Raw genomic sequence first — 22,542 nt, 5'->3', positions numbered from 1 at the left:
CCTAAACTTTACAGCAAACCGGCATGCTTCAGCGCGCCAGCGACAATTTCACGACCGTGGTCGGTAATCGGTGTCATTGGCAGACGCAGCGTGTCGGTTGCTACAAGCCCCAACTCCTTACATGCCCATTTCACTGGGATCGGATTGGGTTCGACAAATAATTTATTGTGCAACGGCATCAGACGCTGATTAATCACGCGAGCTTCATCAAAGTGACCGGCTGCGGCCAGTTTGCACATGTCAGCCATATCACGCGCCGCCACGTTCGCCGTAACGGAAATCACGCCATTACCACCGAGCTGCATAAAGTCCAGCGCGGTCGCATCATCACCGCTCAACAGGATAAAGTCGTCTGAAACCAGCTCTTTGATCTGATGAACGCGGCTTAAGTTCCCTGTCGCCTCTTTAATCCCGATAATATTTTTTACTTTCGAGAGACGGCCAACGGTTTCCGGCAGCATATCGCAACCGGTACGGGACGGCACATTATACAGAATTTGTGGCAAGTCAGTATGTTCAGCGATGGCTTTGAAATGCTGGAACAAACCTTCCTGAGTAGGACGGTTGTAATAAGGGGTCACCGTCAGGCAGCCGACAATGCCGCTGTCGTTAAAACGCTGAGTCAGGCTAATCGCTTCTGCCGTTGCGTTTGCGCCCGTACCCGCGATGACCGGAATACGCCCGTCCGCCAGTTCCAGGGTCAGCATCACAACGTCGCCGTGCTCTTCGTGGCTCAGCGTAGCGGATTCACCGGTAGTCCCTACCGAAACGATCGCCGAGGTTCCATTGGCGACATGGTAATCAATGAGCTTCTTCATGCTTGACCGGCAGACATTACCTTTTTCATCCATCGGTGTAACAAGCGCGACAATACTTCCCGTGAACATGAGCCATCCTCTGTGCGAACAAGAGCCTCAATGTTACGTTTGGAACTGTAATAAAAGCAAGCGACCTGAGGCTCACAGGCGGTTGTATGCATGTTTTTTTTATGCTTTCCTTAGGAAGACTTAACCACGCAAAGGAAGAACAGGTTTGACAACCTCATCACAACATTACCTGGTTATCACTGCGCTGGGTGCTGACAGGCCGGGTATCGTGAATACCATCACTCGCCACGTGAGCAGCTGCGGCTGCAACATCGAAGATAGCCGGCTGGCTATGCTTGGCGAAGAGTTCACGTTCATCATGCTGCTTTCCGGAACATGGAATGCCATTACCCTCATTGAATCTACCCTGCCGCTGAAAGGCGCAGAGCTGGATTTACTGATTGTGATGAAGCGCACCACCGCGCGCCCGCGTCCGGCTCTGCCTGCCACGGTCTGGGTACAGGTTGAAGTGCCTGATTCACCTCATCTGATTGAACGTTTCACGGCGCTGTTTGACAGCCATCAGATGAACATTGCCGAACTGGTTTCCCGCACGCAGCCGGGCGATGAAAACGCAATCCCGACGCTGTTTATTCAAATTACCGCACACAGCCCTGCCTCGCAGGATGCGTCAAATATCGAGCAAGCGTTCAAAGCCCTCTGTACAGAATTACATGCGCAAGGCAGTATAAGCGTCGTCGATTATTCGCAGCACGAACAGGATGGAGTTGAGTAATGAACCCACTGAAAGCCGGTGATATCGCACCGAAATTTAGCTTACCGGATCAAGACGGCGAGCAAGTAAATTTGACCGACTTCCAGGGACAGCGTGTTCTGGTCTATTTCTACCCGAAAGCCATGACCCCGGGCTGTACCGTACAGGCCTGCGGTCTACGCGACAACATGGATGAGTTGAAAAAGGTCGGTGTGGAAGTGCTGGGCATCAGCACCGATAAGCCAGAGAAGCTGTCACGCTTTGCGGAAAAAGAGCTGCTGAACTTCACGCTGCTTTCCGATGAAGACCACCAGGTTTGCGAGCAGTTTGGCGTCTGGGGTGAGAAGTCCTTTATGGGCAAAACGTACGACGGTATTCACCGCATCAGTTTCCTGATTGACGCTGACGGTAAAGTTGAGCACGTGTTTGATGATTTCAAAACCAGCAACCACCACGACGTGGTGTTGAAGTGGCTGAAAGAGAACGCGTGATAATTTTAGTGCCGGGTGGCGCTGCGCTTACCCGGCCTACAAGGTAAATGCAAAACGGTAGCATGCGCTACCGTTTTTAGTGTTTGCCCCCTCTCCCCGCGGGAGAGGGTTGGGGTGAGGGCATCAGCCCGCAATAAATCTACTTCTCTTCCACCGCTGGCACATCCGGCCACGCGTGGACCACGGCCTTAATCAGCGTCGCCAGCGGAATGGCGAAGAATACCCCCCAGAATCCCCACAGCCCGCCGAAAATCACCACTGACAGGATAATGACCAGCGGATGCAGGTTAACTGCTTCTGAGAACAGCACCGGCACCAGCAGGTTCCCGTCCAGTCCCTGAATAATCAGGTATACGGCGAAACAGCTCCAGAACTCCGTACCCAGACCAAACTGGAACAGCGCCACACCGACTACCGGAATGGTCACCACAAACGCGCCGATATACGGGATCAGAACCGAGAATCCGACCAGCACCGCCAGCAGCAGCGAGTAGTTCAGTCCGAAGATCACGAAGCCAATCCAGGTCGCCACGCCCACCACAATCATCTCCAGCACTTTGCCGCGAATGTAGTTGGTGATCTGCTGGTTCATCTCCTGCCAGACCTGACCGGCGAGACCGCGATTGCGCGGCAGCACGCGGCGCACCGCGTTCAGCATCTGCTCTTTATCTTTGACCAGGAAGAACACCATTAGCGGCACGAGAACAAGGTAAACCGCCAGCGTCAGCAGGCCTACCAGCGAGGCCAGAGAGTATTTCACCACCGAGTCACCCATGGTCATGATGCGGGCGCGCATGTTTTCGGCCATCGCATCGATGATCCCGGCGTCCATCAGCGCAGGATAGCGGCGCGGCAGCGTGGCGGCAAAATCAGACAGTTTATTCAGCATGCCGGGCATATCGCGGATCAGGTAGATCCCCTGTTGCCAGGCGATGGGCATCACCACGAAGGACATCAGCAGCAGAATGCCGACAAACAGCACCAGAACAATGCTGGTCGCCCAGCGCCGGGAACAGCCGATATGTTCCAGACGCGCGGTGGGCCACTCCAGCAGATACGCCAGCACAATCGCTACCAGTAGCGGCGCCAGCAGGCCACTAAAGAAGAACAGGATACCGAATCCGGCAACCAGAATGACCAGCAAAGCAATGGCTTCCGGGTCGCTAAACCGACGCCGATACCACTGCATTAACATTTCGAGCATACAACCCTTCCCTGAATCGAATGGCGGGAGTGAGACGGTGAATTGTATCTAACTGTCACAAAAAAGACTTTCCTTTTTGTTTCACTGTCAGGTTTCGCAAAACCCTGATGAATGGGATTTTCTTCATCTCTTAACACGGCTACACTCGCAGAGCAGCGGAGATGAACGTTATGCGGGTTCATCGGTCAAATTAGCACATCCAACATACAGGACAGTGGTTATGTTCAGGCAGTTGAGAAAAACACTGGTTGCGACACTGATTGCCGCCGTGACGGTGGGTCAGGTGTTGCCCGCTTTCGCTGACTCGTCCGATTCATTGCCGGACATGGGCACCACGGCAGGAAGCACGCTCTCCATCGGGCAGGAGATGCAGATGGGTGATTATTACGTACGCCAGCTGCGCGGCAGTGCTCCGCTGATTAACGACCCTTTGCTGGTGCAATACATTAACGGCCTGGGGATGCGTCTGGTGGCGCACGCCGACTCGGTAAAAACGCCCTTCCACTTCTATTTAATCAATAACGACGAAATCAACGCCTTCGCTTTCTTTGGCGGGAACGTGGTACTGCATTCGGCGTTGTTCCGTTATTCCGATAACGAAAGCCAGCTGGCGTCCGTCATGGCGCACGAAATTTCGCACGTCACCCAGCGCCATCTGGCGCGTGCGATGGAAGATCAGAAGCGTAACGCCCCGCTAACCTGGGTGGGCGCGCTGGGCTCTATTCTGCTGGCGATGGCCAGCCCGCAGGCCGGGATGGCGGCACTTACCGGGACGCTGGCGGGGACGCGTCAGGGGATGATCAGCTTTACCCAGCAGAACGAGCAGGAAGCAGACCGCATCGGCATTCAGGTTTTACAGCGTTCCGGCTTTGACCCGCAGGCCATGCCGAGCTTCCTGGAAAAGCTGCTCGACCAGGCACGCTACTCGTCGCGCCCGCCTGAAATTCTGTTGACCCACCCGCTGCCGGAAAGCCGCCTCTCGGATGCGCGTAACCGAGCCAACCAGATGCGTCCGGTCGTGGTGCAGTCTTCGCAGGATTTCTACATGGCCAAAGTGAGAACGCTTGGCATGTACAACTCCGGACGTAATCAGCTCACCAGCGATCTGCTGGACGGGCTGGCGAAAGGCAACGTGCGCGAGAAAAACGCGGCGCAGTATGGTCAGGCGCTCCAGGCGATGGAGGCCAGCAAATACGATGAAGCGCGAAAAGCGCTACAGCCGCTGCTGGCGGCGGCGCCTGATAATCCGTGGTATCTCGACCTCGCCACCGATATCGATCTGGGGCAGAAAAAAGCGACCGATGCGATTAATCGCCTGAAAGGGGCGAAAGATCTTCGTAATAATCCAGTATTGCAGCTTAACCTGGCGAACGCCTACCTACAGGGCGGCCAGCCCGGCGAGGCGGTGACCATTCTGAACCGCTACACCTTTAACAATAAAGATGACCAGAACGGCTGGGAGCTGCTCGCCCAGGCCCAGGGGCAACTGGGTAACCGCGATCAGGAGCTGGCCGCGCGTGCGGAAGGTCTGGCGCTGGCGGGTCGTCTCGATCAGGCCATTTCCCTGCTGAGCAGCGCCAGCTCGCAGGTGAAGCTTGGCAGCCTGCAACAGGCCCGCTACGATGCGCGAATCGACCAGCTGCGCGGCCTGCAACAACGCTTTAAGCCGTACGAGAAGATGTAATAAAGGAGAAGTCATGACAGACGCGGTAAAAATTTACCATAACCCTCGCTGCTCCAAGAGCCGAGACACCCTCAGCCTGCTGAAGTCTAACGGCATCGAACCGGAAGTGGTGCTGTACCTGGAGACGCCGCCGGACGCGCAGACTATCCGCCAGCTGCTGAAGATGCTGAACATGGGCAGCGCACGCGACCTGATGCGTCAGAAAGAAGATCTGTATAAGTCGCTCAATCTGAACGATACCAGTCTCACTGAAGATCGGCTGATTCAGGCGATGGTCGACAATCCAAAGCTGATTGAGCGCCCGATTGTAGTGGCAAATGGCAAGGCGCGTATCGGCCGTCCGCCGGAAGACGTGCTCGAGATCGTCTAATCGTTACGCCGCAGCGCTTCCAGAAACGCCTGCGGCGTACGCTCTCCCAGCTTTTTCTGCGCTTTTCCCCGGTTGTAAAACTCACACAATTGGATCAACAGCTCTCCCATCGGTTCACTGTTCACCCGCGGAATGATTTCGCGTAACGGCACGGTGACCTGAAGGGCGAGATAATACTGTGAATGCACTTTTACGGTGACGTTATGCTCCGGCAAGTTCACTTCTAGCCCAAAAGTCTCAACAGATTGAATATCAGCCGGACAGGCAGCCAGCACCTCGTTCGTCCAGCGGGTCAGCAACTGCGGCGATACGCCAGCATAAAGCCGGGCGTAACACCAGCCGCTGACGGGTTCACGCGCCCAGAGCAGGTGTTGCTCGCCACCGTCGTCCATATGCAGCGACAGCGGCTGATGATGCAGAAACAGCTTCTGCGGCATGATACCGGCCTTCAGCGCCTTTTTGCCCTGCAACGACGCCCCCTTTTGTTTTACTGAAGCTGGTTTGAGGTAGCGGTTCAGGGTCGCGCGGGAAACGGCGATCCCGAGTCCGTCATTCACCAGCAGCAGCAGATCGTCCAGCGGTGCCCCGGTGATATCCCGCAGGGCATTTATCAGTGTCGCCTGCTCTTGTCTCAGCGCTTTGTGTATCACTTTTGGCGTGGTGTGGTTATCCGAAACCTGGTCGCGGTTGCGCCAGCGCCTGACGGTGGTGACCGAGATCCCCAGCTCAACGGCAAGTTCCCTGTCGCTTTTATCTGACTGCTGAAGATAACGACGGATACGCGGCGTGGTGGTGGCGTTGGCATGCAGTTTGATTTCCATCGCGTCTCTCCGGAACTAATCTTATGAGATTTATATCAGAGCAGCGAATGCTTTGTGACCAATTTCACCTTTCGCTCGCCGCGCTTCACTGATAATCCACAGACATAACATAAACAACACCCCTCAATCTTGTACGGAGTTCACAATGAACAATGTTCTGGGATTTCTTGAAGCAAAACTGATGCCGCTGGCGGCGAAAACGGCCCAGCAGCGTCATCTTGGGGCCATTCGCGGCGCCTACGTGTCATTCATGCCGTTTATCATCGTCGGCTCTATTCTGCTGGTGATCTCCTCCTTCCCGAATCAGGCCTATCAGCAGTTTATGTCTCAGGCCTTTGGTGAGAGCTGGAGTGCAATTATAGAGATCCCGTTTAACGCGGTGTTCTCAACCATGTCGCTGTTTATCAGCTTCCTGGTGGCCTACCGCCTGGCTGAGCATTATGGTGAAGACCGCATCTCCTGCGGCATCCTGGCGCTGGTCGCGTTTCTGATCCTGACGCCTTTTATCAAAGTGGCGGAAAACGGCGGCATTACCGTGATGCCGGTAGAGTGGATTGGCAGCAAAGGGCTGTTCGTGGCGATGATCGGTTCCCTGCTGTGGACGGAACTGTTCTGCTGGCTGAAGCGCAAAAAGCTGGTCATCAAAATGCCGGACGGCGTGCCTCCGGCGGTGCAGGAGTCGTTCGCGGCCCTGATCCCGGCCCTGCTGGTGATGATTCTGGTGCTGCTTATCCGCATCATCTTTGAAAACACCCACTATCACACCATCCACCAGTTTATTTATGAAGTGGTTGCCACCCCGGTGCGCCACTACGGCACCTCTTATTTCGGGGCGCTGATGACCGTATTCAGCATCACCATTCTGTGGTCAGTGGGCATTAACTCCGGTTCGATGATCAACGGGATTATTCGCCCGCTGTGGATGGAGAACCAGACCGACAACATCGCCGCGATCCAGGCGGGAACGACGCCGCCGCACATCATCACCGAACAGTTTTTTGACATGATCTGGATGGGCGGCGCGGGCGCCACGCTGTCGCTGGTGATTGCGATGCTGATTTTCGCCCGCAGCAAAAACATGCGCGAAGTAGCACGCCTCGGTGCGGGCGCGTCGGTGTTTAACATCAACGAACCGATTCTCTTTGGCCTGCCGGTGATCATGAACCCGATCATGCTCATCCCGTTCAATCTGGTGCCGCTGGTGCTGGTCACCGTGCAGTATGCGGCGATGAAAATTGGTGCGGTCGCCGTCACCACCGGGGTGTTTATCCCCTGGACGCTGCCGCCGGTTATCAGCGGCTTTATCGTCACCGGGCACCTGAGCGGCAGCGTGATGCAGCTGATCAACCTGCTGATTGGCGCCATGCTGTACCTGCCTTTCATGCGTATCGTGGATAAACAGTACCGCGCCGCGGAGCTGACTACCGCTACGCAAACCGACACCACCCTTGCAAAACAGGAGTAAAGCATGTGGGGAATTATCGCAACCTGGCGAATGGCGCTTGAAGGGATAACGGAATCTGCGTCTGCCCTGGCGGCCGGGAAACCGGTCGCTGCGGCGGTAGTCGATGCCGTCGCCGCCGTGGAGGACTTTCCGTTTTATAAATCCGTCGGCTACGGCGGGCTGCCGACCGAGAACGGCGAGGTAGAGCTGGACGCGGCCTATATGGACGGCGACACGCTGGCGTTCGGCGCCGTGGGCAATCTGGTGGATATCGCCAACCCGGTACGCGTGGCGCACGCGCTCAGCCGCCAGCGCTATAACAGCCTGCTGGTCGGCCAGGGCGCGCGCGAATGGGCGCTGAGCCAGGGCTTTGCCGACAAAACCATGCTCACGGATCGGGCCATGCAACACTACCGTAAGCGCTGCCGCGAAACGCTGGACAAGGGGTTAAGCCCCTACGACGGACATGACACCGTCGGCATCATTGGCCTCGATAAACAGGGATCGATGAGCGTCGCCACTTCCACCAGCGGCCTGTTTATGAAAAAACGCGGTCGCCTCGGTGACTCACCCATCATCGGCTCCGGCTTTTACTGCGACAGCGAAACCGGCGCGGCCACCGCCACGGGCGTCGGTGAAGATCTGATGAAGGGCTGTACCAGCTACGAAATCGTTCGCCGGATGGCGCAAGGGATGACGCCGCAGCAGGCGGCGGATTCGGTGGTGTTCGAACTGGAAGACAAGCTGATGTCGCGCTTCGGTCGCGCGGGCGATCTCTCCGTGGTGTGCATGAACAGCAAAGGAGAATTTGGCGCCGCAACCAACATCAAAACCTTCTCGTTTGTGGTGGCGACGGCTCGCCAGCCCCTCACCGTTTTCCGTACTGAACGCCTGCGGGAGAAAACGCACTATCACGCGGTAGATGAGGAGTGGATGCAGGCCTATGCCGCGCGGATCCGCGCACCGATTGAGGAGTCATGATGATCACATACCAGTTTATCAACGCGCTTTCAGACGCGAAGCCGCAAAGCCATTTGATTGCGCGCGCTGACAGTTCCCTGATACCGGAAAGCGCTCTTGTCGCTGAAATGCGCCAGCAGAGCACCGTCGCGGATGCGCGCTTTGGCTGCGCGCCGTTTGCCCGCATCACCCTGTTTCCGGATGCGCTCTGGCATGACGCCCTGACCGAAGGGTTGCTCACCGCCCTGCGACCGCTGCTTGCCGCCCCCGCCAGCGCCGAACTCGTGCTGGACGTGACGGATATTGACGATGTGGTGCTGGCGCAGGTACTGCGTTTTCTCTTTAATCAGGCGCACAGGCTCAGTGACCTGAAGCTGAAGAAGACGGACGAAGCGCTGCGTCTTACCTGCATCACTGCCCTTTGCCTGCCGGAACAGCAGGCGAAGCTGGAGACGACCTTCCGCCAGCAGCAGACCATTGCGCTCGGCATGGTTGCGGCGCGACGTCTGGCGGATATGCCGTCCGACCGCTGCACGCCGCAGTTTGTGGTGGAAGAGGCGCAAAAACTGTGTGCCGCCAGCCCTGCCCTGCGCTGCGAGGTGTTGGATGAAAAGCAAATTGTTAAGCAGGGGCTGGGGCTACTGCACGCCGTTGGCAAAGGGGCGACCTGCCCACCGCGTCTGCTCGCTATTCACTATAACGGCGTGTCTGATGGCCCGGTGCGCTGCTACGTGGGAAAAGGCATTACCTTCGACACCGGCGGCCTGTGGCTGAAGGAAGGCGCGGGCATGTACACCATGAAATATGACATGTGCGGCGCGGCTAACGTGCTCGGGCTGATGCTGACCGTTGCGGAGCTGAAATTACCCGTGCGCATCATGGGCGTGCTGGCGCTGGCGGAAAACGCCATCGGCCCCGACGCCATGCAGCCCGGCACGGTGGCGATGGCCTGCAACGGCACCACCGTTGAAATCAACAATACCGATGCCGAAGGCCGGCTGGTGCTGGCAGACGCTATCGCCTGGGCGAGTCAGCGCCATCCGCAGGCGCACTATATCATTGATATGGCGACCTTAACCGGAGCGGTGGTGAAAGCGCTGGGCTATGAATTGAGCGGATTAATGACGCAAGATGAACCGCTGCGCGCGGCGCTGACGCTGGCGGGTAAGCGCAGTGGTGACGAAGTGTGGTCCCTGCCGCTGGACGCCCGGCTGAAAAAACAGACCGACAGCGCCATCGCCGACCTGTGCAACACGCCGACCAACAATGCGGCAATCAGCGCCTCGGCGGCGTGGTTGCTGCATCACTTCTGCCCGCCGACCATTCCGTGGGCCCATCTGGACATCAGCGGTACGGCACTGTGGCGTGAAAGCGGACGAAGCGTGGCGTCGGGAAGGCCGATTCCGCTGCTGGTGGAGCACTTGTTGGGGGATCTTTAGCCGGGTGGCGGCTGCGCCTTACCCTGCCTACAAGGTATGACGGGTTTTCGTAGGCCCGGTAAGCGCAGCGCCAACGGGCAAAAAACTCAAAGCTTAAGAATATCTTTCACAAACGGAATGGTTAGCTTGCGCTGCGCGGTAATAGACGCGCGATCGAGCTGATCGAGCGTGTCAAACAGCGTGCGCATTTCCCTGTCCAGGCGTTTAAGCAGGAACCGACCCACGTCCTCCGGCAGCTCAAACCCACGCTGCTTAGCGCGCAGCTGAAGCGCCTGGAGTTTGTCTTCATCCGACAGCGGTTGCAGCTTGTAGATTTGCCCCCAGTCCAGACGAGACGCCAGATCCGGCAGCCCCAGATTGAGCTGGCGCGGCGGACGATCGCCGGTGATCAGCAGCCGGGTTTTGCCCGACTCCAGAATGCGGTTGTAGAGGTTAAAGATCGCCATTTCCCACGGTTCGTCCCCCGCCACGCATTCGATATTATCGATGCAGACCAGGGAAAGATGTTCCATGCCCTCCAGCACCTCAGGCACAAACCAGGTGCGTTTATCCAGCGGCACATAGCCTACCGCGTCACCGCGCGCCGAAAGCTCCGCACAGGCGGCATGCAGCAGGTGGCTGCGTCCCGCGCCTTCGCGTGACCAGATATAGATGTATCCGCTGTGTTCCTGGCGCAGCACGTTTTGCAGTGCAGCCAGTAAAGAGGGGTTATCACCCGGCCAGAAACTCGCGAAAGTTTCGTCGTCAGGGAGATAAAGTGGCAGAGAGAGCTGTGCCGGTCCGTTCAGAAATACCTCAACCAGAGATCTTACATAAAATCGGAATGGAGTTTAACACGGAACCTGCAAGGAGAGAACCGGGCGATCCTTCGCCCGGCATGACGATCAATGTGGCGCTTTTTCGCTTTCGTCTGCGTCCAGCACCACCTCTTCCGGGCGGATCACCGAGATCAGCTTGAAAATCAGGCTCAGGCCGACGCCGACGATGGTCGCCAGCGCCATACCCTTCAGCTCTGCCGCGCCGATGTGCACCTTCGCGCCGCTCACGCCGATAATCAGGATAACGGAGGTCAGGATCAGGTTCTGCGCCTTGCTGTAATCCACTTTGGATTCAATCAGCACGCGAATACCGGAGGCACCGATCACCCCGTACAGCAGCAGGGAAACGCCGCCCATCACCGGAACCGGGATAATCTGGATCGCCGCCGCCAGTTTACCAACGCAGGAGAGCAGAATGGCGATGATCGCCGCGCCGCCGATAACCCAGGTGCTGTAGACGCGGGTGATCGCCATTACGCCGATATTCTCACCGTAAGTCGTGTTTGGCGTGGAGCCGAAGAAACCAGAGATGATGGTGGAGAAACCGTTGGCAAACATGGAGCGATGCAGGCCCGGGTCGCGGATCAGGTCGCGCTTCACGATGTTCGCCGTCACCACCAGGTGGCCGACGTGCTCAGCAATCACCACCAGCGCGGCAGGCAGAATAGTGAAAATGGCGAACCATTCAAAGCGCGGGGTGTAGAAGGTTGGCAGCGCGAACCAGTGCGCCTCGGCAATCGGGGTGGTATCCACAACGCCCATCACGAAGGAGAGCGCGTAACCCGCCAGCACGCCGATCAGGATCGGGATAATCGCCATAAAGCCGCGGAAGAGGACGGAACCGAAAACCGTCACGCCCAGCGTCACCAGCGAAATAATAATGGTTGTAGAATCCGGTGACTGACCGTCCGCAGGCAGCAGCCCGGCCATGTTCGCCGCCACGCCCGCCAGCTCCAGGCCGATGACGGCAACGATGGCCCCCATTGCCGCAGGCGGGAACATCACGTCCAGCCAGCCGGTACCGGCTTTCTTCACGATGAAGGAGACCAGGCAGAACAGCACGCCGCACATGATAAAGCCGCCCAGCGCGACCTCATAACCCAGCGGCAGCAACAGCAGAACCGGGGAGATAAACGCGAAGCTCGACCCGAGATAGGCCGGGATTTTGCCTTTACAGATGAAGAGGTAAAGTAGCGTACCGATGCCGTTAAACAGCAGCACGGTAGCCGGGTTAATGTGAAACAGGATTGGCACCAGCACGGTTGCGCCAAACATGGCGAACAGGTGCTGCAAACTAAGCGGGATTGTCTGTAAAAGCGGCGGTCTTTCACTCACCCCGATAGCACGGCGCGTCATAGTGTTTTCCTCTGAGTGTCATTGTTGGTTTTTATTCAAAAAAAAGCCGACTATCAAAGTCGGCTTCTTTATCGTTATTCGATTATTTAGTACCAAAAATCTTATCGCCGGCATCGCCGAGCCCCGGGATGATGTACCCGTGCTCGTTCAGTCCCTGGTCGACAGACGCGGTATAGAGTTCAACGTCCGGGTGCGCTTTTTCCAGCGCCGCGATACCTTCCGGCGCCGCAACCAGCACCAGCACTTTGATGCTGCTGCATCCCGCTTTTTTCAGCAGGTCGATGGTGGCGATCATCGAACCGCCGGTCGCCAGCATCGGGTCAACCACCAGCGCCATACGCTCGTCGATGTTAGAGACCAGCTTCTGGAAGTACGGGACCGGCTCAAGCGTCTCTTCGTTACGGTAGATACCCACCACGCTGATACGCGCGCTTGGGACGTGCTCCAGTACGCCTTCCATCATGCCCAGACCCGCACGCAGGATTGGCACCACGGTAATTTTTTTACCTTTGATCTGCTCAACCTGTACCGGACCGTTCCAGCCTTCGATGGTCACTTTTTCCGTTTCCAGATCAGAGGTCGCTTCGTAGGTCAGCAGGCTACCCACTTCAGAAGCCAGTTCGCGAAAACGCTTCGTGCTGATGTCATGCTCACGCATCAGGCCCAACTTGTGTTTAACGAGTGGGTGTTTCACTTCCACAATCTTCATTCTCTTTCTCCTCTGAGGTGGCATCCGCAAAAAAATCGCGGGATTATACCGCTTTTTTCGGATTGCGCCATACCCATCTTGCTTGACGTATATCAATCAAAAACAAAAAAACCGGAGGCTGGGCTCCGGCTTGGGGGCGGGATTATGCCGGGTGGCGCTAACGCTTACCCGGCCTACACATCCCGTAGGCCCGGTAAGCGCAGCGCCACCGGGCAATTATAGCTGCTCTCCGTTGCTGGCAATCACCTGCTTATACCAGTCGAACGATTTCTTCTTGCTGCGGTTCAGCGTGCCGTTACCTTCGTTATCTTTATCGACAAAGATAAAGCCGTAGCGTTTTTTCATCTCGCCGGTGCCGGCAGAGACCAGATCGATACAGCCCCACGGGGTATAGCCCATCAGATCTACGCCATCCTCCACCACCGCTTTTTTCATCTCGCGGATATGCGCGGAAAGGTAGTCGATGCGGTACTGGTCGTTCACCGTGCCGTCGCTCTCCTGCACGTCGATCGCGCCAAAGCCGTTCTCAACGATAAACAGCGGCAGCTGGTAGTGATCCCAGAACCAGTTGAGGGAGTAGCGAAGCCCCACCGGGTCAATCTGCCAGCCCCAGTCCGATTTCTGCACGTACGGGTTAGAGACCAGGCTCTTGCTCTCGTCGTAGTCCAGCTGCGGGTTGTCCGCCGTCGCTTTGGTGGCGAAAGACATGTAGTAGCTGAACCCGATGTAATCCACGCAGCCCTGCGTCAGCGCCACTTTATCTTCTTCGGTGATATCCAGCGCGAAGCCGCGACGTTCAAAGTAGTTGAGCAGATGCTGCGGATACTTGCCGCGCACGTGAACGTCGGTGAACCAGTAGCGACGATGCATGGCGTTCATCGCCATCATCATATCGTCCGGGGCACAGGTCAGCGGATAGATGGGGCACATGGCAATCATGCAGCCGATTTGCAGTGACGGGTTGATCTCGCGCCCCGCCTTCACCGCCAGGGCACTGGCCACCAGCTCATAGTGCGCCGCCTGGAACATCACCGGCTCGCGATCTTCTTCCGGCGCATATTTCAGCCCGGAGTTGGTAAACGGCGCAAAGTCTTCGTGGAAGTTGGCCTGGTTATTGATCTCGTTAAAGGTCATCCAGTACTTCACTTTATGCTGGTAGCGCTCAAAAACGACCTTCGCGAAGCGAACAAAGAAGTCGATCAGCTTACGGTTGCGCCAGCCGCCGTATTCCGTCACCAGGTGGAAAGGCATCTCGAAGTGGGAAAGCGTGATCACCGGCTCGATGCCGTGCTTCAGGCACTCGTCAAAAAGATCGTCATAGAATTTGAGTCCCGCTTCGTTCGGCTCCAGCTCGTCGCCTTTCGGGAAGATACGCGTCCAGGCGATGGAGGTGCGGAAGCATTTGAACCCCATCTCGGCAAAGAGTTTGATGTCTTCTTTATAGCGGTGATAGAAGTCGATGGCTTCGTGGTTTGGGTAATTTTTCCCCTCCAGCACGCCGTTGGTGATTTCACGCGGTACCCCGTGGGCGCCTGCCGTCATGACATCGGCAACGCTCACGCCCTTGCCGCCCTCTTTCCAGCCGCCTTCAAGCTGGTGCGCCGCAACGGCCCCACCCCACAGAAAACCTGCTTTAAATCCTGACATTCGCTATCCCTCATTCTGCGTTATTTTCTGCAAAAACAGTTACAGAAACCGGTTTCAGTTTGATGATGTGCAAAGGGGATAGCCGTTGCAAGCAGATCGCCGAAACCGGTTTCATTTTCGTGAACAGAGTCAAGTTTGTTGCCCTGGACAGCCCGCACAGAAAAAAAGATCCCCGCGCCGAGAATAGGCTCGCAAACGTTTGCCTGGACTGTTAGAATTGCGCCGATTTTTCTTACTAGCTATGCAATTGCGTGGGGATTTAAGCCGTGACCAACAAAACTTCTCTCAGCTACAAAGATGCCGGTGTTGATATTGACGCAGGTAATGCGCTGGTTGACCGAATCAAAGGTGTGGTGAAAAAAACCCGCCGCCCGGAAGTGATGGGTGGCCTGGGTGGATTCGGCGCACTGTGCGCGCTGCCGCAAAAATATCGTGAACCTGTGCTGGTCTCGGGTACGGATGGTGTCGGTACAAAACTGCGCCTGGCGATGGATCTTAAGCGTCACGATACGATTGGTATCGATCTGGTGGCGATGTGCGTCAACGACCTGGTGGTACAGGGCGCCGAGCCGCTGTTCTTCCTCGATTACTACGCGACCGGCAAGCTGGACGTGGATACCGCAGCCAGCGTCATTAACGGTATCGCCGAAGGCTGCCTGCAATCCGGCTGTGCGCTGGTCGGCGGTGAAACCGCGGAAATGCCTGGCATGTATCACGGGGAAGATTATGACGTCGCAGGCTTCTGCGTCGGCGTGGTAGAAAAATCAGAAATTATCGACGGCAGCAAAGTGGCTGACGGCGATGTGCTGGTTGCGCTGGCCTCCAGCGGTCCGCACTCCAACGGCTACTCTCTGGTGCGTAAAATCCTCGAAGTGAGCGGTTGCGACCCGCTGACCACCGAGCTGGACGGCAAACCGCTGGCCGATCACCTGCTGGCCCCGACGCGCATCTACGTGAAAAACGTGCTGGAGCTGATTGAGAACGTTGACGTGCACGCCATCGCTCACCTCACTGGCGGCGGCTTCTGGGAAAACATTCCGCGCGTGCTGCCGGACAACACCCAGGCGGTGATCGACGCATCCTCATGGCAGTGGCCGTCCGTCTTCAACTGGCTGCAAACCGCAGGCAACGTGAGCTCTCACGAAATGTACCGCACCTTTAACTGCGGCGTGGGCATGGTTATCGCCCTGCCCGCCAGCGAAGCGGATAAAGCGGTTAAGCTGCTGACAGAAAAAGGTGAAAACGCGTGGAAAATCGGTACGATTAAAGCTTCCGATTCCGAACAGCGTGTGGTCATTGAATGAAAAACATCGTGGTGCTCATTTCCGGCAACGGAAGCAATTTGCAGGCAATCATAGACGCCTGCAAACAGAAGAAAATCAATGGCACCATTCGGGCAGTATTCAGCAACAAGGCCGATGCGTTCGGCCTTGAGCGCGCGCGGGAAGCGAACATTCCTGCGCACGCGCTGGAAGCCAGCCAGTTCGCCGGGCGTGAAGCCTTTGACCGTGAGCTGGTGCAGGAGATTGACGCCTACGCGCCTGACGTGGTGGTGCTGGCAGGCTACATGCGCATCCTGAGCCCGGCTTTTGTTGCACACTACGCCGGACGACTGCTCAATATCCACCCTTCCCTGCTGCCAAAATACCCCGGTCTGCACACCCATCGTCAGGTGCTGGAGAACGGCGATGAGGAGCATGGTACCTCCGTGCATTTCGTCACCGACGAGCTGGACGGTGGTCCGGTGATTTTGCAGGCAAAAGTACCGGTCTTTGACGGCGACAACGAAGACGACGTGACCGAACGAGTGCAGACGCAGGAACACGCCATTTATCCGCTGGTGGTAAGCTGGTTTGTCGATGGACGTCTGGAGATGCGCAACGGCGCAGCCTGGCTGGACGGCGTGAAGTTGCCCCCGCAGGGTTATGCGGCTGAAGAGTAGTCTGTTTGAATTGCCCGGCGGCGCTTCGCTTGCACGGGCCTACGGTCCCGTAGGTCGTGGTAAGCGCAGCGCCACCCGCCCCCCCTCCCCCAACCCTCTAAATTCCCCAACAAAAAAATAACTGTCATACTTTTCTGGCACTGTTGGACATATCGTGGAAATGCTCGCCATAATAAGGACGAGACGGATTTACCACGTCCTGTGATTGAACTGGAGTGTGAGCTGTAATGGGTCAGGAAAAGTTATACATCGAGAAAGAGCTAAGCTGGTTAGCATTCAACGAACGTGTACTTCAGGAAGCGGCCGATAAAAGCAACCCGCTGATTGAACGTATGCGTTTTTTAGGCATCTATTCCAACAATCTGGATGAGTTCTACAAGGTTCGCTTCGCCGAACTGAAACGCCGAATCATCATCAGCGAAGAACAGGGCTTAAACTCCCACTCGCGGCATCTGCTTGGAAAAATCCAGTCTCGCGTCATGAAAGCCGATCAGGAATTTGATGGCCTCTATAACGAGCTGCTGCTGGAAATGGCACGCAACCAAATCTTCCTGATCAACGAACGCCAGCTCTCCGCGAATCAGCAAAACTGGCTGCGCCACTATTTCAAACATTATCTGCGCCAGCACATTACCCCGATTCTGATCAACCGTGAAACCGATCTGGTGCAGTTCCTGAAAGATGATTACACCTATCTGGCGGTAGAAATCATTCGTGGTGAGACCATTAACTACGCGTTGCTGGAAATACCGTCTGATAAAGTCCCACGCTTTGTAAACCTGCCGCCGGAAACCCCGCGCCGGCGTAAGCCGATGATCCTGCTGGATAACATCCTGCGCTACTGCCTGGACGATATCTTCAAAGGCTTCTTCGATTACGACGCGCTCAACGCCTACTCGATGAAGATGACCCGTGACGCCGAGTACGATCTGGTGCATGAGATGGAGGCCAGCCTGATGGAGCTGATGTCTTCCAGCCTCAAGCAGCGCCTGACGGCGGAGCCGGTGCGGTTTGTCTATCAACGCGATATGCCGGACGCGATGGTGGAGATGCTGCGCGATAAGCTGACCATCTCCCGCTACGACTCCATTATCCCCGGTGGGCGTTACCACAACTTTAAAGATTTCATTGGCTTCCCGAACGTCGGCAAGGCCAATCTGGTGAACAAACCGCTGCCGCGCCTGCGCCATATCTGGTTCGATAAGTTCCGCAACGGGTTCGACGCCATCCGCGAACGGGATGTGCTGCTCTACTATCCGTATCACACCTTTGAACACGTGCTGGAATTGCTGCGTCAGGCCTCGTTCGATCCGAACGTGCTGGCGATCAAAATCAACATTTATCGCGTGGCGAAAGATTCCCGTATCATCGATGCGATGATCCACGCGGCGCACAACGGCAAGAAAGTGACCGTGGTGGTTGAGCTCCAGGCTCGCTTCGACGAGGAGGCCAACATCCACTGGGCGCGCCGACTGACGGAAGCGGGCGTACACGTCATCTTCTCCGCGCCAGGGCTGAAAATTCACGCCAAGCTGTTCCTGATCTCCCGTAAAGAGGGCGACGACGTGGTGCGCTACGCCCATATCGGTACCGGGAACTTTAACGAGAAAACCGCGAGAATCTACACCGACTATTCGCTGCTGACTGCCGATGCCCGCATCACCAACGAAGTGCGTCGGGTGTTCAACTTCATTGAGAACCCGTACCGCCCGGTGAGCTTCGATTATCTGCTGGTGTCACCGCAGAACTCACGGCGCCTGCTGTACGATATGATCGATAAAGAGATTGCCAATGCGCAGAACGGCTTGTCGTCCGGCATCACGCTGAAGCTCAACAATCTGGTGGACAAAGGGCTGGTGGACCGCCTGTACGCGGCCTCCAGCTCCGGCGTTCCGGTAAATCTGCTCATTCGCGGCATGTGCTCGCTCATTCCGGAACTGGAAGGCATCAGCGACAATATCCGCGTGATCAGCATTGTGGATCGCTATCTTGAACACGATCGCGTCTATATTTTCGATAACGCCGGTGATAAGCGCGTATACCTCTCGTCCGCCGACTGGATGACGCGTAACATTGATTACCGTATTGAAGTGGCGGCACCGCTGCTGGATCCTCGCCTGAAGCAGCGTATCCTGGACATTATCGAGATCCTGTTCAGCGATACGGTGAAAGCACGTTATATCGACAAAGAACTCAGTAATCGCTATGTACCGCGCGGCAACCGCCGTAAAGTGCGCTCGCAGCTGGCGATTTACGATTACATTAAATCACTTGAGCAATCCGATTAACCTATGCCAATAAACGATAATACCCCACGCCCGCAGGAGTTCGCCGCGGTCGATCTTGGCTCAAACAGTTTCCATATGGTCATCGCCCGCGAGGTGGATGGCGCGATGCAGATCATCGGTCGTCTGAAGCAGCGTGTGCATCTGGCCGATGGTCTCGACGCGCGTAACATGCTGAGCGAAGAGGCCATGGAGCGCGGGCTGAACTGTCTGTCGCTGTTCGCAGAACGTCTGCAAGGCTTTTCGCCGTCCAGCGTCTGCATCGTCGGGACGCATACGCTACGCCAGGCGCTGAACGCGCCGGAGTTTCTTAAGCGCGCGGAAAAGGTTATCCCCTACCCGATTGAGATCATCTCCGGTAACGAAGAAGCGCGCCTGATTTTTATGGGCGTGGAGCATACGCAGCCGGAAAAAGGCCGCAAGCTGGTGATTGATATCGGCGGTGGTTCCACGGAACTGGTGATTGGCGAGGATTTCGAGCCGCGTCTGGTGGAAAGCCGCCGTATGGGCTGCGTCAGCTTCGCGCAGATGTATTTCCCGGGCGGCGTCATCACCCGCGAAAACTTCCAGCGCGCGCGCATGGCCGCCGTACAAAAACTGGAAAATCTGGCCTGGCAATACCGTATTCAGGGCTGGAACGTGGCGCTGGGCGCATCGGGTTCGATTAAAGCGGCCCATGAAGTGCTGCTGGCAATGGGTGAAAAAGACGGCTTTATTACGCCTGAGCGCCTGGTGAAACTCACCGAAGAGGTGCTTAAGCATAAGAGCTTCGACGCCCTGAATCTGCCGGGTCTGTCCGACGAACGTAAAGCCGTGTTCGTACCGGGGCTGGCGATCCTCTGCGGCGTGTTTGACGCGCTGGCGATCAAAGAGTTGCGCCTCTCTGACGGCGCCCTGCGTGAAGGCGTGCTGTATGAGATGGAAGGCCGTTTCCGTCATCAGGATATTCGCAGCCGCACCGCGCAGAGCCTGGCCAACCAGTACAACATCGACCGCGAACAGGCGAAACGGGTGCTCGAAACCACGGTTCAGATGTACGAGCAGTGGGAGGAGCAGAATCCGAAGCTGGCGCATCCGCAGCTGGCCGCGCTGTTGAAATGGGCCGCCATGTTGCACGAGGTGGGGCTGAACATTAACCACAGCGGAATGCATCGCCATTCAGCCTATATTCTGCAAAACAGCGATCTGCCTGGCTTCAACCAGGAGCAGCAATCCATGATGGCGACGCTGGTGCGCTATCACCGCAAAGCCATCAAGCTCGACGATCTGCCGCGCTTTACGTTATTTAAGAAAAAGCAGTTCCTGCCGCTCATTCAGCTGTTGCGCCTGGGCGTGTTGCTCAATAATCAGCGACAGGCAACCACCACGCCGCCGACGCTGAAGCTAAAAACGGATGACTATCACTGGACGCTGAGCTTCCCGCACGACTGGTTTAGCCAGAACGCGCTGGTGCTGCTGGATCTGGAAAAAGAGCAGCAGTACTGGGAAGCGGTCACCGGCTGGCTGTTGAAGATTGAAGAAGAGAGTTCTGAGGCGGCAGCGTAACGGCTCAGGCGGTCTCCTGAGAAGGCTGCGTGTTGAGCAACGTATCAAGCTCAGCCGGCAACCCAATCAAATAGCCCTGCACATAATCGATACCTAGCGCGTGCACCGCGCTACGTATCTCTTCCGTTTCCACATATTCCGCCACCACCAGCATTTTCTTCATCCGGGCCAGATGGCAAATGGAAGCCACAATCTGGTAATCCAGGCTGTTGCTGACAATATTGCGAATAAAGCCGCCGTCGATTTTGAGAATGTCTGCGTCCACGCTTTTTAACCGCGCATAGCTGGCGTAGCCCGTGCCAAAATCATCAATGGCGATCCGGATGCCCATTTTTTGTAATTTCCTGAGGGTCGACGCCGCCAGATCCGCATGACCAAAGGCGCTGCTTTCGGTCACTTCAAAGATCAGCTGCCACGCTTCAACGGCGTATTTGGCTAACAGGCGGCTCACTTCAAGCGGGAACTGCGCCCTGTAGGCGGTAGAAGGTGCGAGGTTGATCGCAAAGCGCTGGCCCGGCAAACGCTGGCGGTGCTGTGCCAGAAAACTCAACGTATGCTCCAGTACCCATAAATCAACACGCGACGATAAACCAAACTCCTGTGCAATGGGCAGGAACTGCTCGGGAAAGATCAGCGCCCCGTTATCATCACGCATTCGCAGCAGCACCTCGTGATAACAATCACCGCGCAGCCCGCGAACAGGCTGAACCAGCAGGGTAAAAGCGTCCTGCTCCAGCGCGGCCTGCAAACGACTCATCATCGCGACCTTATCTTTCAGGCTACGCTGCAAATGAACAGCCCCGCGCTGCTGAAGATTTTCCGGGTGGTTGGTAGAAAGGGAGAGATCGGCCACGATGCCCAGTTCCCCCAGCACCAGATAGAGATGATTGACGGGTGAGCGTACATAGCAATAGCTCACGCCGACCTGAGGCTGTACCGGCATACCATCCCAGATAAAAACAAACTGCTTGATATGCTCGTCCAGCGTTTCAATGCGCTGTTGATGCGACTCCGCCTCCAGACGCACCGCCATGTCATACCCCGTGAGGTGATAGACTCGCTCATTGGGCTGAAGGGTACCGTTTATCCATTGCGCCAGCTGCTGTTTATACTGGATCCGCAGCATCACGCCGTAATTGCGTCCCAGCACCTCCAGCTCGGGCACGCGCAGTAAACAGAGCGCTGACCACGGATGACTGGCCAGCTCGCGCGACAGCGCCCGCAGGTTGGGCATATGCACCACCGGATCGAGAAAAGCCTGACTGCGGGAGCGAATATTGATGGCCCGCTGACGTGTCGCCAGCATCGACATGTACGTCACAACGAAGGAAAAGACCAGATAGCTGGATGAGGTGATCGCCAGCTGAATGCCATACCCCTCTTGCACCGGAATGTAGTGATAAAAAAAGTGAATCGACACCAGCAGGACCGGCGTCCAGATGAGTGACATCAGCTTGTAGCCAAAGCGCATCGCCCCCCAGAGCATCACGGGCATCAGCAGGGACAAGGTGTAGTTGGTACTGAAAATGGAACTGTTTGCATTCATGGGCAGCAGCAGCATGACCAGCAACCCGCCCAGGGCTAAAAACCACACCACAAACTCAAAGGCCGTCACCTTTTTGTCTATTTGCGCGCGGAGCTGGGACATCAGTCCCTTGATATAGCGCGGATGACGTATCAGGCGGATCAGCAGGTAGCTTAGCGGCACGCCCGTCAGCCCGCTCACCAGCAGCCCCTGATAGTTAATAAGGGTCCGAATATTGAGGGGATTCAGTCCTGCGAGGCTCTGGCGGCTCTCATAGACGCCGAGATAGACCGCAAACTGAAACAGCAGCAGAAATAGCGTTGCCGGGCAAAACACCTGCCAGAAAATACGCTGCCCCATCAGGCGTATGTCACCGTAAGCGGTCATATTGCGCCGGGGCGCAAACACGCGATAACCGCCCCAGCTGAGCACCAGAGGAACGATAAAATGCAGAATGCCGGCCATGGCTTCAAATAACCCAACGGAGGGGTAATAACGTAAAAACAGCGACACCACCACCCCGGGGAGGGCTTCTAGGCCAAAGAATAACATCAGCGTCAGCAAAAAGGAGAGCGGTAGATAATAGAGCGCAACGATACCGTCGCCCAACTGCGTTAAGGTATTAGCCACACTAAGCACCGGGAGTAACACGACGGGTAAAATAAGAGGAAGTGCCCACCAGCGGTCTTTATTTTGCTTCAGGATGTGGTGAATATTCATA

Annotated in this window: 19 protein-coding genes; 11 read left to right on the top strand and 8 right to left on the bottom strand. The window is 56.5% G+C overall.

The window, feature by feature from the left end:
* Positions 1–8: 8 nt before the first annotated feature.
* The gene (gene dapA / locus IMQ56_RS09870; protein WP_003860542.1) at positions 9–887 is read right to left on the bottom strand and encodes a 4-hydroxy-tetrahydrodipicolinate synthase; all 879 of its coding nucleotides are present in this window, start codon (positions 885–887) and stop codon (positions 9–11) included.
* A 145-nt stretch (positions 888–1,032) separates the two neighbouring features.
* Between dapA and IMQ56_RS09865 the strand changes: the two genes are divergently transcribed.
* Together IMQ56_RS09865 and bcp are read left to right on the top strand one after the other, a co-directional pair.
* Positions 1,033–1,602 carry a glycine cleavage system transcriptional repressor gene (locus IMQ56_RS09865; RefSeq protein WP_000213743.1) on the top strand — a complete coding sequence of 190 codons (570 nt, stop codon included), beginning with the start codon at positions 1,033–1,035 and terminating at the stop codon, positions 1,600–1,602.
* Complete coding sequence (gene bcp, locus IMQ56_RS09860; RefSeq protein ID WP_015572198.1) at positions 1,602–2,072, top strand: thioredoxin-dependent thiol peroxidase; 471 nt, start codon at positions 1,602–1,604, stop codon at positions 2,070–2,072. The genes IMQ56_RS09865 and bcp overlap by 1 nt, the downstream gene beginning before the upstream one ends.
* A 139-nt stretch (positions 2,073–2,211) precedes the next feature.
* Here bcp and IMQ56_RS09855 read toward each other — a convergent pair whose 3' ends face one another.
* Entirely contained in the window at positions 2,212–3,276 is a 1,065-nt protein-coding gene (locus IMQ56_RS09855; RefSeq protein WP_003860546.1) for an AI-2E family transporter, read from the bottom strand.
* A 220-nt stretch (positions 3,277–3,496) separates the two neighbouring features.
* Here IMQ56_RS09855 and bepA point away from each other — a divergent pair, with 220 nt between their 5' ends.
* Positions 3,497–4,960, top strand: a complete 1,464-nt coding sequence (gene bepA, locus IMQ56_RS09850; protein ID WP_023295124.1) for a beta-barrel assembly-enhancing protease — start codon at positions 3,497–3,499, stop codon at positions 4,958–4,960.
* 13 nt (positions 4,961–4,973) lie between these two features.
* Positions 4,974–5,330, top strand: a complete 357-nt coding sequence (arsC, locus tag IMQ56_RS09845) for an arsenate reductase (glutaredoxin) (RefSeq protein WP_017383503.1) — start codon at positions 4,974–4,976, stop codon at positions 5,328–5,330.
* Here the strand turns inward: arsC and IMQ56_RS09840 are convergent.
* Positions 5,327–6,151, bottom strand: coding sequence for a homeodomain-like domain protein (locus IMQ56_RS09840; protein WP_045141747.1), 825 nt, complete (start codon positions 6,149–6,151; stop codon positions 5,327–5,329). The two genes, arsC and IMQ56_RS09840, sit on opposite strands and share 4 nt — an antisense overlap.
* A 145-nt stretch (positions 6,152–6,296) precedes the next feature.
* Between IMQ56_RS09840 and celB the strand changes: the two genes are divergently transcribed.
* The 3 genes from celB to IMQ56_RS09825 are packed head-to-tail and all read left to right on the top strand — an operon-like array spanning position 6,297 to position 9,994.
* On the top strand, positions 6,297–7,616 hold the full coding sequence (gene celB, locus IMQ56_RS09835) for a PTS cellobiose transporter subunit IIC (RefSeq protein WP_015572194.1): 1,320 nt from the start codon (positions 6,297–6,299) through the stop codon (positions 7,614–7,616).
* Between the two features lie 3 nt (positions 7,617–7,619).
* Complete coding sequence (locus IMQ56_RS09830) at positions 7,620–8,576, top strand: N(4)-(beta-N-acetylglucosaminyl)-L-asparaginase (RefSeq protein WP_196063805.1); 957 nt, start codon at positions 7,620–7,622, stop codon at positions 8,574–8,576.
* Positions 8,576–9,994: a leucyl aminopeptidase family protein gene (locus IMQ56_RS09825; protein ID WP_032673268.1), complete on the top strand. Its 1,419-nt coding sequence runs from the start codon at positions 8,576–8,578 to the stop codon at positions 9,992–9,994. The genes IMQ56_RS09830 and IMQ56_RS09825 overlap by 1 nt, the downstream gene beginning before the upstream one ends.
* Positions 9,995–10,080: 86 nt before the next feature.
* Here the strand turns inward: IMQ56_RS09825 and IMQ56_RS09820 are convergent, their stop codons facing one another.
* From IMQ56_RS09820 to IMQ56_RS09805, 4 genes are all read right to left on the bottom strand, one after another.
* Positions 10,081–10,782, bottom strand: a complete 702-nt coding sequence (locus tag IMQ56_RS09820; RefSeq protein WP_166792068.1) for a DnaA inactivator Hda — start codon at positions 10,780–10,782, stop codon at positions 10,081–10,083.
* 96 nt (positions 10,783–10,878) lie between these two features.
* On the bottom strand, positions 10,879–12,168 hold the full coding sequence (gene uraA / locus IMQ56_RS09815; protein ID WP_032673269.1) for a uracil permease: 1,290 nt from the start codon (positions 12,166–12,168) through the stop codon (positions 10,879–10,881).
* Positions 12,169–12,250: 82 nt separating this feature from the next.
* Entirely contained in the window at positions 12,251–12,877 is a 627-nt protein-coding gene (upp, locus tag IMQ56_RS09810; protein WP_003860560.1) for a uracil phosphoribosyltransferase, read from the bottom strand.
* Positions 12,878–13,093: 216 nt separating this feature from the next.
* Positions 13,094–14,524, bottom strand: coding sequence for a 6-phospho-beta-glucosidase (locus IMQ56_RS09805; RefSeq protein WP_196063804.1), 1,431 nt, complete (start codon positions 14,522–14,524; stop codon positions 13,094–13,096).
* Positions 14,525–14,790: 266 nt separating this feature from the next.
* Between IMQ56_RS09805 and purM the strand changes: the two genes are divergently transcribed.
* From purM to ppx, 4 genes are all read left to right on the top strand, one after another.
* Positions 14,791–15,828 (top strand): phosphoribosylformylglycinamidine cyclo-ligase, encoded by a 1,038-nt coding sequence (gene purM, locus IMQ56_RS09800; protein WP_017383509.1) that lies wholly within the window; start codon positions 14,791–14,793, stop codon positions 15,826–15,828.
* Positions 15,825–16,466: a phosphoribosylglycinamide formyltransferase gene (purN, locus tag IMQ56_RS09795; RefSeq protein WP_006811493.1), complete on the top strand. Its 642-nt coding sequence runs from the start codon at positions 15,825–15,827 to the stop codon at positions 16,464–16,466. Before purM ends, purN begins: the two co-directional genes overlap by 4 nt.
* A gap of 227 nt (positions 16,467–16,693) precedes the next feature.
* A complete protein-coding gene (gene ppk1 / locus IMQ56_RS09790; protein WP_017692942.1) occupies positions 16,694–18,754 on the top strand; it encodes a polyphosphate kinase 1 in 2,061 nt (686 codons plus the stop codon).
* 3 nt (positions 18,755–18,757) lie between these two features.
* Positions 18,758–20,296 carry an exopolyphosphatase gene (gene ppx, locus IMQ56_RS09785; RefSeq protein WP_196063803.1) on the top strand — a complete coding sequence of 513 codons (1,539 nt, stop codon included), beginning with the start codon at positions 18,758–18,760 and terminating at the stop codon, positions 20,294–20,296.
* A gap of 4 nt (positions 20,297–20,300) precedes the next feature.
* Here ppx and IMQ56_RS09780 read toward each other — a convergent pair whose 3' ends face one another.
* Positions 20,301–22,541 (bottom strand): EAL domain-containing protein, encoded by a 2,241-nt coding sequence (locus IMQ56_RS09780; RefSeq protein WP_032654437.1) that lies wholly within the window; start codon positions 22,539–22,541, stop codon positions 20,301–20,303.
* Position 22,542: the final 1 nt, after the last annotated feature.

The organism is Enterobacter sp. Res13-Sevr-PEC09-46, from assembly GCF_015672585.1.
Taxonomy (GTDB): Bacteria; Pseudomonadota; Gammaproteobacteria; order Enterobacterales; family Enterobacteriaceae; genus Enterobacter; species Enterobacter hormaechei_C.
Note: the sequence above shows the minus strand (reverse complement) of the source record. Positions and strands in the feature narration are given on the sequence as shown.